13 protein-coding genes are annotated in these 14,781 nt (G+C 43.0%); 6 read left to right on the forward strand and 7 right to left on the reverse strand.

All coding sequences use genetic code 11. The features are described from left to right. Nucleotides 1-11: 11 nt before the first annotated feature. The 5 genes from ACQKCP_RS02760 to ACQKCP_RS02780 form a co-directional block, all read right to left on the reverse strand. Complete coding sequence (locus tag ACQKCP_RS02760; protein ID WP_427611682.1) at nucleotides 12-290, reverse strand: hypothetical protein; 279 nt, start codon at nucleotides 288-290, stop codon at nucleotides 12-14. Continuing rightward, complete coding sequence (locus tag ACQKCP_RS02765; protein WP_427611185.1) at nucleotides 185-436, reverse strand: hypothetical protein; 252 nt, start codon at nucleotides 434-436, stop codon at nucleotides 185-187. The genes ACQKCP_RS02760 and ACQKCP_RS02765 overlap by 106 nt, the downstream gene beginning before the upstream one ends. 109 nt (nucleotides 437-545) lie before the next feature. Next, nucleotides 546-1,391, reverse strand: a complete 846-nt coding sequence (locus ACQKCP_RS02770) for an IclR family transcriptional regulator (RefSeq protein ID WP_427611186.1) — start codon at nucleotides 1,389-1,391, stop codon at nucleotides 546-548. A 220-nt stretch (nucleotides 1,392-1,611) separates the two neighbouring features. Continuing rightward, on the reverse strand, nucleotides 1,612-2,844 hold the full coding sequence (locus tag ACQKCP_RS02775; RefSeq protein WP_427611660.1) for an MFS transporter: 1,233 nt from the start codon (nucleotides 2,842-2,844) through the stop codon (nucleotides 1,612-1,614). Nucleotides 2,845-3,005: 161 nt separating this feature from the next. After that, entirely contained in the window at nucleotides 3,006-4,160 is a 1,155-nt protein-coding gene (locus tag ACQKCP_RS02780; protein WP_101204502.1) for an acyl-CoA dehydrogenase family protein, read from the reverse strand. Between the two features lie 329 nt (nucleotides 4,161-4,489). On the opposite strand from ACQKCP_RS02780, the gene ACQKCP_RS02785 reads away from it, so the two are divergent. From ACQKCP_RS02785 to ACQKCP_RS02810, 6 genes are all read left to right on the forward strand, one after another. After that, complete coding sequence (locus tag ACQKCP_RS02785; RefSeq protein WP_427611187.1) at nucleotides 4,490-5,266, forward strand: enoyl-CoA hydratase; 777 nt, start codon at nucleotides 4,490-4,492, stop codon at nucleotides 5,264-5,266. A gap of 131 nt (nucleotides 5,267-5,397) precedes the next feature. Further along, on the forward strand, nucleotides 5,398-6,963 hold the full coding sequence (locus tag ACQKCP_RS02790; protein ID WP_427611188.1) for a 3-hydroxyacyl-CoA dehydrogenase: 1,566 nt from the start codon (nucleotides 5,398-5,400) through the stop codon (nucleotides 6,961-6,963). A gap of 72 nt (nucleotides 6,964-7,035) precedes the next feature. Then, nucleotides 7,036-8,238: a 3-oxoadipyl-CoA thiolase gene (locus ACQKCP_RS02795; RefSeq protein WP_427611189.1), complete on the forward strand. Its 1,203-nt coding sequence runs from the start codon at nucleotides 7,036-7,038 to the stop codon at nucleotides 8,236-8,238. Nucleotides 8,239-8,407: 169 nt separating this feature from the next. After that, nucleotides 8,408-10,096 (forward strand): fatty acid--CoA ligase, encoded by a 1,689-nt coding sequence (locus ACQKCP_RS02800; RefSeq protein ID WP_427611190.1) that lies wholly within the window; start codon nucleotides 8,408-8,410, stop codon nucleotides 10,094-10,096. A 167-nt stretch (nucleotides 10,097-10,263) separates the two neighbouring features. After that, nucleotides 10,264-10,743, forward strand: coding sequence for an acyl-CoA thioesterase (locus tag ACQKCP_RS02805; RefSeq protein WP_057759970.1), 480 nt, complete (start codon nucleotides 10,264-10,266; stop codon nucleotides 10,741-10,743). Nucleotides 10,744-10,908: 165 nt separating this feature from the next. Then, nucleotides 10,909-11,943, forward strand: coding sequence for a hypothetical protein (locus tag ACQKCP_RS02810; RefSeq protein WP_427611191.1), 1,035 nt, complete (start codon nucleotides 10,909-10,911; stop codon nucleotides 11,941-11,943). Nucleotides 11,944-12,203: 260 nt separating this feature from the next. Here ACQKCP_RS02810 and ACQKCP_RS02815 read toward each other — a convergent pair whose 3' ends face one another. Both ACQKCP_RS02815 and pcaD read right to left on the reverse strand, forming a co-directional pair. Beyond that, nucleotides 12,204-13,565, reverse strand: coding sequence for an MFS transporter (locus ACQKCP_RS02815; RefSeq protein WP_427611192.1), 1,362 nt, complete (start codon nucleotides 13,563-13,565; stop codon nucleotides 12,204-12,206). A gap of 390 nt (nucleotides 13,566-13,955) precedes the next feature. Continuing rightward, on the reverse strand, nucleotides 13,956-14,732 hold the full coding sequence (gene pcaD, locus ACQKCP_RS02820) for a 3-oxoadipate enol-lactonase (RefSeq protein ID WP_427611193.1): 777 nt from the start codon (nucleotides 14,730-14,732) through the stop codon (nucleotides 13,956-13,958). Nucleotides 14,733-14,781 lie beyond the last annotated feature (49 nt).

The raw sequence follows: 14,781 nt of genomic DNA on the forward strand, positions 1-14,781 counted from the left end.
GGTGCAACCGTTTACCAGCCATTTAACTGATCAGGGGCAATCGAACCGCCGCCGTCCCATGGTTTTTTGGTTGACGCTTTACGCCCAGCATGGGCAAGTTGTACGCCTATCGGCATCGGGCTGTACTGTCTGATTGCTGTTAGCGTTTTATCCAGTGCAGCTTGAGTCCTGTCATCCCATAATCCTAAATTAGCATAGCTGACACGGCCTTTTGGATTGACCGCGTCGCTTCTAAAATAAGTAGCCCTGCACCGATCAAACTCATTTGGCCTACATGGATTGTATGCCAATCGCTTGCCGCGCCATCGTTGGCAGAGTATTGGCACATGGGTGCAATGATAATACGGTTATCTAGTGTGAGTTGCCCAAGTTTCAAAAACGAAAAAAGCTGGCTCATGGTGAGTCCTCGAAAAACACGTCTAAAGGCATGTAACATAAAATGCAAAAGCGATATGAATGACTTATATGGCTTATATGATTATCGCTTGAATAGTTGGTGTTGGTGGGGATGACTGGTTATTTTTATAAAGCGCGTTTAAGTGACACTAGCTAATATACAGATTGCTCTCAATCATGTTTTTCATATGCAGCAGGCGAGGGGCAATATCTTCTTCTAGTTTGGTGCGACTAAGGATAAAACTTGGTGCGCCGCAGTTAAAAGTGAGCAAGCCTTCTGTCGGGTGCACCAGCGCAATGGCTACCGCATTGACATCCTTTTGCCATTCACTAATTGAAAAACAATAACCATAGTCCTCATAGTCTTGAAAGGCTTTATCTAATCCTCGTCTAATCTTTAGCCAATCATCCTTATACTTACTACGAATCGCATTAAGAATAAACTCTTGCTCAGCAGGTGGCATACTCGCCAAGCAGGCTCTCCCCATCGAACTTAAATGAATAGGCAGATAAGAGCCGACATTGCGCTGCATAGTCGTAGTCCCTTGGCCTTGCACAACGTTAAGATACACCATCATCAGTCGATCACGAGTAGCCATGGCAACGGCACTATTGGCATAGTCTGCCAACTCTTCCATATAAGGAGTCGCAAGGTTATTGATAGAGATATTAGTCATCATCGTATAACCAAAACTTAGTACCCCTGTCGAGAGCTGGTACTTACTGCTATTGGTCGATTGTTTTAAATATCCCAATTTGACCAATGTATAGGTCAGACGAGTAATGGTGCCTTTAGGAAGCCCTGTCAGTTGACTTAGGTCTTGGTTGCCTAGATAAGGCCGCTGCGGGGTAAAACAACGCAGTAGCTCTAACCCTCGAGCCAACGCTGTGACAAACTGTCTGTCATTTTTATCTCTCATCTCTGCAATGGGTTCTAACAATTCAATATGCATCTCGTTGTTAGCGTCTTCATCGGCAAGGGTATCATTAGTCATATGTCGTCTATTATCCCCAATCAAATTCATACAAGCGTTATAAAATCACAAAACTTTATTATTCATAGCATTCTGTGAGCGAATATCAGCTCACAGTTACCCACTGTCTCTTTGATTATATTATATCAATTTACTTTCATATTCTCAGCATAGCATAACGAGAAACTATTGTTTCGCTATGCGGTATGAACGGTAGCAATAGTCGTTATAAGAGGTATGGTTAGGCTTCTTGTGGATCATACTGCTTTTCTTTAATGAACAAAGTAGGGATAAGACCACATAAGAAATATGCACCTGCCATAAGTAATAAACCTGCGCCGATAGAGTTATGCATGGCCATATAACCGATGGCAACAGGAGCAATCACAGAGCCAAGCCGTCCAATATTAAATGCACCACCGATAGCAGTACCGCGAATAGCAGTAGGGAAGCTTTCGGTCAAGTAAGTGGCGTTGATCGCATAAGGAATCCCATATAAGAAACCAAAAGTGATCATTAACCAACCAATATTTTCTGGAGTATGCATATACACTAGAATAGGAATAAACAATGCAGTGCCCATCGTACCAAAGGCAAATACTATCTTACGTCCGATTTTATCAGCCATAAATCCCGCCACGACTTTGGCAAACATCATAGTCAGGTACGTTCCCGCCATATACAGTGCCATTTCTTTGAACTTGATACCCAATTCAGTTTCTAGATAAGAAGGTAGCCAGTTACTGACACCAAAATAGCCGAATAACAAAAGTCCTGAGCTCATTGACCATAGGATAAACATGATACGGTGTTTCGGATTTTCCATTATCGCTTTGTATGGGTTCTCTGCTTTTTTGAGTGTGTCTAGTGCGCCGCTCAGTTTTAGTGCTCGAGCGTCTTTCCAAGACTGGGGTTCAGGGACTAAAAAGTACATTGATACTGCCAAAAGTATTGGCAAAAACGTCAGTAGATATAGTGTGCGCCAACCATAGCTAGGGATAATCCAAGCGGATACACTGGTGATAACCAATGAGCCTAAAGTAAATCCAGTCATTAATGCAGCGAGGACGGTGGTTCGATGCTTGGTAGGTACCATCTCTGACATAAGCGTATTGGTAGCGATATAAAGACTACCAAGCCCCAAGCAGGCAATAACCCGTAGCGTGACAAACTGCTCATAGCTCTGCACCAAGCCACTAAAACCAGACAATATAGAGAACATGCCAGTCGCAAGAACGATGACACGTACTCGGCCAAAGCGATCGCAAGCCCAACCACCAAAGAACCCACCGATTGCCATCCCAAATAAGGACCAACTGCCTAGAGCGCCAGCTTGTACATTGGTCAGTGCAAACTCTAGTTTTAGGCTGGATAAGGTAAAGGCAAGAATACCGATATCAGCCCCATCACATAGTAAAACTAAAAAACAAAAAACAAAGGCCAGTTTCCAAGGTTGTTTTTGGGTGGAGATCATACTTGGATCTGCAGTTATAGCGACACTTTTCACAATTTATATCCTTAACGTTGTGAGAATGAAAAACTAATTTGATGCGTAGTGGTAAAAATAGAGGAGAACGGTATCAGCATCCTAGCAAATACCGCCGTGCATTTTGATAGATGAAAAAGTGGTAAGGATTACTCGCTGGCTTCTTTAATCATATTACGGGCAATGATGACTTGTTGAATCTGTGTGGTACCTTCATACAAACGATATAGACGTACATCACGATAAAAACGCTCAATACCGTAGTCTGCGATATAACCGGCACCGCCATGGATCTGTACAGCTCTATCAGCAACACGGCCACACATCTCAGTGGCAAACATTTTGGCGCATGAGGATTCAGTAACAACGTCTTTGCCTTCGTCACGCAGACGTGCAGCGTCTAGTACCATGGATTTGGCGGCATAGATTTCTGCTTTTGAATCAGCGAGCATGCCTTGGATAAGCTGAAAGCTAGCAATCGGTTGACCAAATTGCTTACGCTCGACAGCATAATTGAGTGCATCATTCAGCATGCGAGTAGCAGCTCCAGTACTGGCTGCTGCAATATGCAAGCGCCCTTTATCAAGAACTTTCATGGCCGTTTTAAAGCCAACACCCTCAACGCCGCCAATAAGCGCATCCGCTGGTACGACACAATTATCAAAGATCACATCACAGGTATGCGCGCCTTTTTGGCCCATTTTTTTGTCAATTTTGCCCAAAGTAATACCAGGCGTGTCGCTTTCAACGATAAATGCCGAAATACCGCCAGAGCGTTTGTTTTGTGGATCGGTGCGAGCCATGACAGTGAATACACCAGCCTGCGGGGCGTTGGTGATATAACGTTTGGTACCATTGATGATATAAGTATCACCATCCTTAATAGCGGTCGTTTTCAATGATGCGGCATCTGATCCTGACTCCGGCTCGGTCAAACAGAACGAACCGATGATTTCACCACTGGCCAACCGAGGTAGATACTTTTGCTTTTGTGCTTCAGTGCCATCAATCACTAGGCCAGATGAGCCAATACCATTATTTGTCCCTATTAATGAGCGAAACGCAGGGGAGGTACGTCCTAACTCAAATGCCAGCGTAACTTCTTCTTCCATAGTGACACCAAGTCCGCCGTACTCTTCGGGTATGGTCAGTCCAAAAAGCCCTAATTCTCGCATTTGCTCAATAATCTCTTCTGGAAGACGGTCATTTTCGGCAACCCAATGTTCCATAGGGATAAGTTGATCGTTAACGAAGTTACGAATGGTTTGGGTGATGTGGTCGAGGGTCTCTTTATCTCTAATCATATAAATCTTCCTTGTTTGATTGATGCCTGATATCAGTAACGGCTCTGTGACTGTATTAAATAATGTGACGTCCTTGGATAAACAGCATAATCGATGAATTATTAAATTACAATAGTTTTGGTTTAAAAAACCGCATTGCGGTATTTTTATAATTTAATATAGCTTTTTATTTTAAATTTATTCTAAATTATCAAGTTTTTATGCTTCACAAACCAAAATAAACAGTATATATTGATATTAAATACCGCATAGCGATATTTAATATTCAAAATAAATGCTTTGTTAGGGTGTTTATACTTTATGCAAGAATGATGTTTAAGGAGTCGATCATGGAAGAGCCACTCATTATTTGTGAGAAAAAAGGAGAGGGCGTGAGTGTCATTAGACTTAATCGACCCAAAGTGCGCAATGCACTAAACAGCGAGCTACGTCAACAAATGGCAGATCTGTTCATTCAATTAAATGATGAGCCACAAACCAAAGCGATCGTCCTTACTGGTGGTGACAAGGTGTTTGCCGCTGGTGCAGATATCAACGATTTTTTGACTACTAGCACAGTGGATATGTACCTGCGTCATAGTGAGCGCTATTGGGCTGCCATTACTAACTGCCAAAAACCCATTATCGCTGCCGTTAATGGCTATGCTCTGGGCGGTGGCTGTGAGCTAGCGATGCATGCTGACATCATCATCGCAGGCAAGTCTGCCAAATTTGGTCAACCCGAAATCAAGATAGGACTCATGCCAGGAGCAGGTGGAACGCAGCGTTTGTTTCGCGCGATTGGCAAACATAAGGCCATGAAGATGGTACTAACGGGCGATATGCTCAGCGCAGATGAGGCGGACACAATGGGGCTGGTATCTGAAGTCGTGGCAGATGAGGCTACTATCACACGCGCCATTGAGATTGCTGAGCAGCTATCACATTACTCTCCCATTGCCTTAGCGCAAATCAAAGAAGTAGCAAATCTAGGTGTTGATATGCCTTTAGAAAGTGCGTTGGCTTTAGAGCGCAAAGCTTTCCAGATTTTGTTCAATACTCACGACCAAAAAGAAGGCGCTAAAGCCTTCCTAGAAAAGCGTCCTGCAGAATATAAAGGGCATTAAACCCTAGCCGCGTTAATTCATAAGCACGTGAATTCATAAGCACGTTAATTCAAAGCCACATTGTGATCACTTTTGAAGCAAGTTATCACCTTTGAACCAAAATTTCATAGCAAACTATGTAGAGAGTTATTATGACTGTGAACACAATTGCCATTATCGGCACTGGTATTATGGGCATGGGTATTGCTCAAATTGCTGCTCAAGCTGGTATCCAAGTACTTTTATATGACGCCAAATCAGGCGCTGCTGAACAAGGACGACAATCCTTGCAAAGTACCCTCGAAAAACTCACTGCTAAAGGCAAGTTTACCGATGAGCAGTTACAGGACACTTTAAGTAATTTGACCGTACTACAGGAGCTTAGCCAAATTGCGACTGCTGAGATAGTGGTTGAAGCCATTATCGAAAATTTAGACATCAAAAAACAGCTTTTTGCCCAGTTAGAAGGTGTGGTCACTACCGATACTATTTTGGCGACCAATACCTCCTCCTTATCAGTGACCGCCATTGCTGCTGACTGTGATCATCCAGAGCGCGTGGCAGGATTTCACTTCTTTAATCCAGTCCCTTTAATGAAAATTGTAGAGGTCATTCCAGGTCTGTCTACTCAGCAATCCGTGATTGACGTTCTCTCCGATTTGGCCAAACGTATGGGTCATCTAGGTGTGGTAGCAAAAGACACACCGGGTTTTATCGTCAATCATGGCGGTAGAGCGTACGGCACAGAAGCGTTAAAAATATTGGGTGAAGGGGTAACAACGTTTGAGAATATTGATCAAATTTTGCGTGAAGGCGCAGGATTTCGTATGGGGCCGTTTGAGCTGTTAGACCTCACTGGTATCGATGTGTCGCACCCTGTGATGGAGTCGATTTACAATCAGTTCTATCACGAAGCGCGCTATCGTCCGCATTCATTGACCCGCCAAATGCTAGTAGGTAAAAAGCTCGGCCGTAAGGTTGGTGAAGGGTTTTATCACTATGAAAACGGTCAGAAGTTGTCAACGGTCACTGCTCAAGATCAGTCGTCCGAAGCACTCATATTTGATGCCGTTATTACCTCAGTTTGGGTTGGCGCTGATCTGGTAGAAGACAAAACTCAGCTGGTCGATTACCTAAAGTCTCAGGGTATCACTATCGATGACAACGACAAGCCAAACCCTGATAGTTTAGTTTTACTAGCACCCTATGGCGAAGATACGACCAATGCTGCCATTCGTTATCAAGTTAATCCCAAGCAAGCCGTTGCCATTGATATGCTCATTGGACTAGCAAAGCATCGTACTTTGATGCCAAGTCTCGTCACGCAGGAAACATTTATCGCACAAGCTTATACGTTATTTGGTAAAGGCTTGGATGACAGGGAAGCAACCACACAGCCTATGGTCGGTGCCACGCTGATTGCCGAAAGCATCGGCTTTGTGGCACAACGTGTGGTCGCTATGGTGATCAATCTCGGTTGTGACATTGCTATGCAAGGGATTGCTTCACCTGAGGACATCGATAATGCCGTCAAGCTTGGGCTAGGTTATCCGCATGGTCCTATCTCTTGGGGCGATCATCTTGGCGCTTCGCGTGTGCTGCTTATTTTAGAGCGCATCTACGGGCTGACAGGCGATCCGCGTTATCGTCCAAGCCCTTGGCTGCAGCGCCGTGCCAAGCTTGATGTGTCATTGTTTACTCAGCAAAACACTTACTAATTTGAACGACAAAATATGGTTGTTAAACCATAAAACCATTATTTAGAGTTAAAAATACGACAAGGAAACGTTATGTTAGATGCTTATATTTATGACGGATTAAGAAGCCCATTTGGTCGATATGTTGGCGCATTAGCAACCGTACGTGCTGATGATTTGGTAGCCACCGTGATGAAAGCGTTGGTCGAAAAGCACCAGCTATCTGCTGATATCTTTGATGAAGTGTTGCTAGGTAGCGCTAACCAAGCAGGCGAGGACTCTCGCAATATCGCTCGCAACGCTGCTCTATTAGCAGGGTTGGATGTAACAACCCCAGGTCAGACAGTAAACCGTCTATGTGCGTCAGGCCTGTCCACTGTTGTCGATGCTGCTCGCAGTATTACGTGTAACGAAGGGGATATTATTTTAGCAGGTGGGGTCGAGTCGATGACGCGTGCGCCGTTTGTATTTGCCAAGACAGAACAGCCTTTTAGCCGTGACTTTAAAGTATTTGATACGACTATCGGTAGCCGTTTTCCCAACCCAAAGATTATTGAGCAGTTCGGCAGTGATACCATGCCGCAGACGGGCGATAATGTTGCGCAGAAGTACGGTATTACGCGCGAGGAAGCCGATAAGTTTGCAGCCGCATCACAGGCCAAGTACCAAGTCGCCAAGCAAGCAGGGTTTTTTGACGATGAGATAACACCTATCACCGTACCCCAAGGTAAGAAATTGCCTGCAAAAGTAGTCATAGATGATGAACATCCGCGTGCCAGCTCTAATATTGAAGCACTACAAAAGCTGAAGCCTTTAAACAAAGATGGAATCGTCACCGCAGGTAATGCGTCTGGTATCAATGATGGTGCTGCCGCGCTCATCATTGGCTCAAAGCAAGCAGAGAAAAAGCTAGGCTTTAAGCCGATTGCTAAGATCCTATCATCAGGTGCAATGGGTGTTGAACCCAATATCATGGGCGTGGGTCCTGTTGAAGCGATTAAGCTAGCACTAAAGCGTGCGGATCTGACTCTCGAGGACATGTCTGTCATTGAGATTAATGAAGCATTCGCTTCGCAAGTGCTGGGTTGTCTAAAAGGGCTGGACATTGATTTTGATGATAAGCGTGTCAATCCCAATGGCGGTGCCATCGCGGCCGGCCATCCGCTTGGCGCATCAGGTGCAAGAATCGCCTTGAGTACCGCTCGGGAGCTACAGCGCACGGGTGGCAAATATGCCGTGGTCAGCCTGTGTATTGGTATTGGGCAAGGGCTTGCCATGGTGATAGAACGCGTCTAAGACTCAAAAGTACGCTCGCCCCATTATTGATTATAGTTGATTCAGGTTAAAAGAGAGACAAGGCAACCGAGCGCAGATGTAACTGTGATACTTCAAGTGAGGTTAACGCTGTCACTCTTTTACAGAGGATTGACTATATCAAGGACAATTTATTATCAAGGAAGATACCATGACAACCATACTCAACGAACACGATAACTACCATCAAGCCGAAGAATCCTATGGGTTCCCTTTAATTATCAAACAGTTACTAAACCGCGCCAAGATTGCTTCTACCAACCAAACCATTAGCTATGCCGACAAAGTCACTTATACCTATGCTGAGTTTTTTAAGCGTATCAATCGCTTGGCCAATGTATTAAAAAATATGGGCTTGCAGGCAGGTGATGTGGTCGCGGTCATGGATTGGGATAGCCATCGTTACCTTGAGGCCTACTTTGCAGTACCAATGTCGGGCATGATTTTGCAAACCGTTAATGTCCGTCTATCTGAAGAAAAAGTATTGTACACCGTCAATCATGCTGCGCCAAAAGCCTTATTGTTGAATGCTGAATTTGCGCCGATGATTAAAAGCTACCGCGACGACGCGCCTTCTATCAAACATGTAATTTGGGCGGATGATGTAGAGAATGATAAAGCAGGTGGTAATGAAGCTGAGCTGCCTGACTATGTCGATGGTGAATATGAGGCGCTATTAGCAGCTGCTAGTGACGAGTTTGACTTCCCAGACTTTGACGAAAACACTATTGCTACGACATTCTATACCAGTGGTACGACAGGCGATCCAAAAGGCGTTTTCTTTACCCATCGACAGATTGTACTACAGACGATGGCAAGTACGCTATCAACAGCGCTTAATGCTGAAGGTCAAGGTGTTCGCTATAACGATGTCTATATGCCAATGACGCCGTTATTCCATGTTCATGCATGGTGCTGGCCATATGGTGCCACCATGATAGGACTCAAGCAAATTTATCCAGGGCGATACAATCCAGGGGCACTGGTTGACCTGATTGAAAATCATAAGGTTACATTATCACATGGCGTTCCAACAATTTTACAAATGTTACTCAAGGAGATGGCAGCCCGAGGACGCAAATTTAATGGTCTTAAGCTGATGGTAGGTGGTTCTAAAATAAATAAAGGCTTGGCTAAGAATGCTATTGATATGGGTGTAGAGTTTATGCCTGGTTTTGGAATGTCAGAATCTTGTCCAGTATTAGCTAGAGCAGTATTCAATGATAAAACAACTGCAATGTCCATAGAAGAACAGCTCAATTATCGTTGCCTATCAGGTTCACCCATTATGCTAGTTTCGATGGAAATCTGGGATGAAAACGGTAAGCCACAACCCATGGATGGCAAATCGACAGGCGAGCTTGTGATACGCGCGCCTTGGCTAACGCAAAGTTATTTCAAAAATCCTGATGCAGGTAATGAGTTATGGAAAGGCGGCTGGATGCATACTCAAGACATCGCCTGTATGACGGCTGATGGTACGCTAAGCATCACAGACAGGCTCAAAGATGTCATTAAATCTGGCGGCGAATGGGTATCCTCGCTTGAAGTCGAAACCATTTTGTCCTTTCATCCTAGCGTCGCTGATATTGCGGTGATTGGTGTACCAGATGAGCGCTGGGGTGAGCGTCCCTTGGCATTGATCGTGCTAAAACCAGACCATGTCGACACAAAAATGGAAGATATTTTGGCATTGGGTCATCAAGCAGTAGAGAGAGGTCATCTGCCAAAATACGGTGTGCCAAGTGAAGTGAGGTTTTTGCCAGACATGCCAAAAACCAGCGTCGGTAAACTCGATAAAAAACGCATGCGTTCGATGTACTCAGAAAATCTTATCTAGTCAAACAATCTGGTCACCATTAAATCGACTTTGACAAAAGCGAAAGCTTGCATAAACCCTAGTGTTTGACTGAATGCTAGGGATGGGAGAGGTGTGTGAGTCACGAACACCCTGAGTCATACTCATCATCTTTATAACAGAATCTGTCTAATAAAAAGAGAAAAACTATGGAAGCTGCGCCTACGTTCCCAGAAATACAAGAGATTGTCGTAAGCGATGATAATCACCCATTGCATGACTTTACCGTTATTTATCCTCAGCAAGTGGAATGGGGTGATATGGACTCCTTTGGTCATGTCAATAATGTGGTTTATTACGAATATGCTCAAAACGCTCGTATCTACTACAATAGGCGGCTTGGTTTATTTAACGAACAAACGTCTTCGGTGATGGCTGCCTCGTCATGTCGGTATTTAATATCCGTTGCCTATCCTGATGAATTATGGATTGGTGTCAAGGTCAAAAAAATTGGTAATTCAAGTCTGATTCATGAATATACCTATTACAGTACAGTGCAGAAAACAGTCGTTGCAATCGGTGAGTCGGTGTTGGTATATCTCGATAAATTGAGTGGGCAAAAAAAGCCTATCGATGAGTCGCAAAAAGAAGCGATTGCTGCTTTGGAAAATATTAATCAAGAAGCCTAAAACCTAATATATCGGTCAAATTATGATTGGGGTTTTTAACTAGGAAGTACTTATTAAGTAGAAGTTAATTTTCATATAAAAGGATTATTTATTTTTATGAACTAGAGAAAATGTAATAGCAATTAGGATTGATAAGGATATCAACATAAAACAGGGAAGAAATGAATGATGCTTTATATAAAAAGGTTATCTTTAGGTTTTGCTACGGTTGTAACGTGCGTATCTGCACAAGCAGTAGATCTTGTGACAACAGGTGACACGACTTTGAGTATCGGTGGTTACATCAAAGCAGAAGGTGCTTTTAACTCTCCTGATGAAGGCGAGTCGGAATTTAAGGGTAATTTACGCCAGTCTCGTATCAATGTTAAAACGACCAAATCGGTAGATGATAAAAAACTCACGGGTTTTATTGAAGGTGATTTTTATGGTGACTACGCCAAGGGCGGCTCAAATCTGCGCTTGCGTCATGCTTATGTTCAGGTTGATGATTTGACAGTGGGTAAGACTTGGAACGGTCAGTTTTTGGCAGTGGCACCTCTTTCTACGGAGCAGCTTGACTTCTGGGGTACTGGTTTGGGTACGGCCTCTGGTGGTGGTTCTTATATTCGTCCAGATTTGACGTTGCACTATACTTATAAAGGGCTGCGCTTCACGTCTCAAGACCCTGTTTATGATAATGCGAGCTTACCTGATATGGTGGTAAGCTATAAAGATAAGATATCTAACTTTGACTATAATGTGGCTGTCACGGCTCGTGATGCTGAGAACGGAGATGGTTCAGATGTGGGTATCGGTGTTTCTTTAGCGGGCAAGCTGACATTGGGTAAAGATTCACTCCATGCCAGTATATACAATGGTAAAGGCATGGGTGCTTATTCTGCCATCTGTGTTGGAGGACCTTTAATTATGAATGGCGGCGTAGACTGTGATGCCGAGGATGGGAAGCTTATCTCGCAAACTGGCTATAGCATAGGATATAAGCATCAATTTACCCAAAAGCTGCGTGGCAACTTGCGTTATGGTGAGGTAAATGTAGACGATGCGGCAGACACTTCTGCCAATGTAAAAAGCGCGAACCTTATCTATGAGTATCTACCAGATCTAGATTTGGGTATTGAGTGGAGAAATCAGGACGTAACGACATCCCCATGGATGCCAGCAGGTCAGCAAATTGAAATAATGGCAAAATATGATTTTTGAGTTGAAGTGTTTAGAGAAGTAAGCGATACGATGGCGCATCTCCATAGTTATAGTGGGGATGTATTATCTTGATTAATGATTTTTTATCAATACTTATCATGTTATTCAGGTATTAGAATATATATTAGTAACTTTCCTATAAAAATAACTGACGTTGCAATTGTCGGGGTCGAAACGCCAGTTATATTAGCTTATAGAAAGATAGTGTACTATGTGTTTTCTACGGTAACAGTAATACAATTTTAAAAACAATATTACTTTTACGCTGCTGAAGTATCTAATCTTGTTGGTTGCAGTTTGCTTTCTTTGCTGTCGACCGCTGCGCTCAGATTTACTAAGAAGATAGCGATGGCTGCGATAATACCTGGTATAGCGATAAATAAGAAGTTCATCTGATGGGTCAGCTCTAAGGTGAGTAGCGCACCAGTTAGAATAGGACCTACGATAGCACCAATACGTCCAATCCCTGAGGCCCAACCCATGGCAGTCGTACGTACAGCGGTGGGATAATATTGAGCCACAAAAGTATAGAGCAGAATTTGTGAGCCGATAGTGGTAGCGCCAGCAATCGCGATAAGGGTATACAGGACAATCTGAGGACTGTTGTAGCCAAGTAGAATTAATGCCGCGGCACCAGCGACAAACATAATAGTCAATACAGGTTTTAAATGGAATTTATCAGCTAGGACACCACCACCAATAGCCCCAATCATCCCACCAATATTAAGTGCAAATAGAAATAACATACTAGCACCTAGCGAGTAACCAGCTTGAATCATTAGCTTTGGTAACCAGCTTGCTAAAGCGTAAACCATCAGCAAACACATAAAAAATGCTACCCAAAACATAATAGTAGTGAATCCACGTCTGTTCAGAAATAACGCTTTAATTGGTGCATCATCACCTTTGGTGGGTTCGTCTAGTACTAACGTAGTAGAGGGTGTAACTTTTTCTTCAGGAGCCAATTTTTGAACGATATTTTTAGCTTCGTCTTCTCGATTTTCTTTGACTAAATACATCAAGGATTCAGGTAGCATCTTCCAGATAATTGGCAATAGTAAAGTAGGAATGCCCGCAATATAAAACATAATTTCCCAGCCAAAATCTAGAACCAAAAAAGACCCTAATAATGCTGACGTCATACCACCAATTGCATAACCGCTGAACATAATAGCGACTAAAGTACTACGCATACGTTTCGGTGCATATTCAGATGTTAATGCTACGCAGATTGGCATCACGCCGCCAATACCTAGACCTGCAATGAAGCGTAAAGCCGCAAACTGCATAGGCCCACTAGCGAAAGCACCAAAAAAAGTAAAGCTACTGAATAGAGCGACACAGATCATAATTGTTTTTTTACGACCGATTTTGTCAGATAAAGTACCAAAAATCATCGCACCAAACATCATGCCGAATAGTGCTGCGCTAGCAAGAAAACCTGCTTGTACCGAAGTCAATGACCACTCTTCCATAAGCAATGGCAGGGCCACGCCATAAATAATGAGGTCGTAGCCATCAAAGATAATGATCAGTAAGCACCAAAATAGGACTTTCCAATGAAAAGGTGAAAATTTGGCTTCATCAATAACTTTATTGATGTTTAAGGTTTGAGATTCCATTCATATTCTCCGTTGATGATATCCTTATACGTGCTTTACAAGTTAGGGTTTTACAGGTGCTAAGTCAAAAACTATCTAGGTATCAATCGATACCTAAAAGGTATATCTTTCTATATAACATTCTATTGAAACAATGTTGACTTTTATCTTAATTAGAGGAGTGAGTACTCTTATAAAGTATGAGATACGAAGAATGATGCTTGCAGTGAGTGTATGTAAGACAACTAATACCAAGAAGTTTCATTAATTTCTATTATAGAAATGCTGGATACGCAAAAAGCATCCATATACTAAAAAAATATATAGATGATTAAAAATATAAGATAAATAGATAAAATTAGCCTAATTAATCAACGCTAATGAATGTGTTTTTAAAAGCATTTATTAGCATTATTGCAGGTAATATTTAATATACTTATTAAATGCTTCAGGTTGTTCAATATTTGAGATATGCGAGGCATCGATAGTGGCGAGCTTAGCATTAGGTATATGATCGACCATATATTGGCCATCGGCAACGGTCGTTACCGGGTCTTCAACGCCTGCTAACACTGTAATTGGTACACGAATATCTTTTAACTGCTTGCGAGTATCAGCGATAGATAACGCCTCGCAGCAGCTTGCATAGCCCTCGGCACTGCCAGCCGCAAGAGCGCTAGACAATGCCGTGACTACATCTGGGTAATGATCGATAAAATCTGCTGTGAACCAACGCGGAGCAGCTGTATCCGCGATAGGAGCTAGACCTTGCTCACGTACCGATTTTGAACGTTCCGTCCATGCTATTTCGTTACCAATTTTCGCGGCGGTATTACATAACATCAAGTGGTGGAAGCGCTCAGGGTGATTGATAGCTAACCATTGACCGGTTATACCGCCCATAGAAATGCCACAAAAAAATACCTTATCAAGATGCAGGTGATCTAACAAATCAATCACATCTTGCCCCAACTGTTTTAGATTATAAGGACCTCTGGGTGCTGATGATTTACCATGGCCACGAGTGTCATAGCAGATGATAAAGTAATCGGCTTGTAAGGTATCGATTTGTGGTTGCCACATATGATAGCTAGTACCTAAAGAGTTGGAGAATATTAGGGCGGGGTTGCTGCTATCGCCAAAGGTGGCATAGTTTAGCGTGACACCTTTATTTTCAAATATAGGCATGATGAACGTCCTTGTGTTAACTGTCGGGTGATTAAGGTCTTCTTTTTGA

Source organism: Psychrobacter sp. NPDC078631, from assembly GCF_050268165.1.
Taxonomy (GTDB): Bacteria; Pseudomonadota; Gammaproteobacteria; order Pseudomonadales; family Moraxellaceae; genus Psychrobacter.

Coding starts and splice junctions, on each gene's coding strand:
- ACQKCP_RS02805 (WP_057759970.1), top strand. CDS start 10,264: ATGGAAGCTGCGCCTACGTTCCCAGAAATACAAGAGATTGTCGTAAGC.
- ACQKCP_RS02810 (WP_427611191.1), top strand. CDS start 10,909: ATGATGCTTTATATAAAAAGGTTATCTTTAGGTTTTGCTACGGTTGTA.
- ACQKCP_RS02785 (WP_427611187.1), top strand. CDS start 4,490: ATGGAAGAGCCACTCATTATTTGTGAGAAAAAAGGAGAGGGCGTGAGT.
- ACQKCP_RS02800 (WP_427611190.1), top strand. CDS start 8,408: ATGACAACCATACTCAACGAACACGATAACTACCATCAAGCCGAAGAA.
- ACQKCP_RS02790 (WP_427611188.1), top strand. CDS start 5,398: ATGACTGTGAACACAATTGCCATTATCGGCACTGGTATTATGGGCATG.
- ACQKCP_RS02780 (WP_101204502.1), bottom strand. CDS start 4,160: ATGATTAGAGATAAAGAGACCCTCGACCACATCACCCAAACCATTCGT.
- ACQKCP_RS02815 (WP_427611192.1), bottom strand. CDS start 13,565: ATGGAATCTCAAACCTTAAACATCAATAAAGTTATTGATGAAGCCAAA.
- ACQKCP_RS02770 (WP_427611186.1), bottom strand. CDS start 1,391: ATGACTAATGATACCCTTGCCGATGAAGACGCTAACAACGAGATGCAT.
- ACQKCP_RS02775 (WP_427611660.1), bottom strand. CDS start 2,844: ATGATCTCCACCCAAAAACAACCTTGGAAACTGGCCTTTGTTTTTTGT.
- pcaD (WP_427611193.1), bottom strand. CDS start 14,732: ATGCCTATATTTGAAAATAAAGGTGTCACGCTAAACTATGCCACCTTT.
- ACQKCP_RS02765 (WP_427611185.1), bottom strand. CDS start 436: ATGTTACATGCCTTTAGACGTGTTTTTCGAGGACTCACCATGAGCCAG.
- ACQKCP_RS02795 (WP_427611189.1), top strand. CDS start 7,036: ATGTTAGATGCTTATATTTATGACGGATTAAGAAGCCCATTTGGTCGA.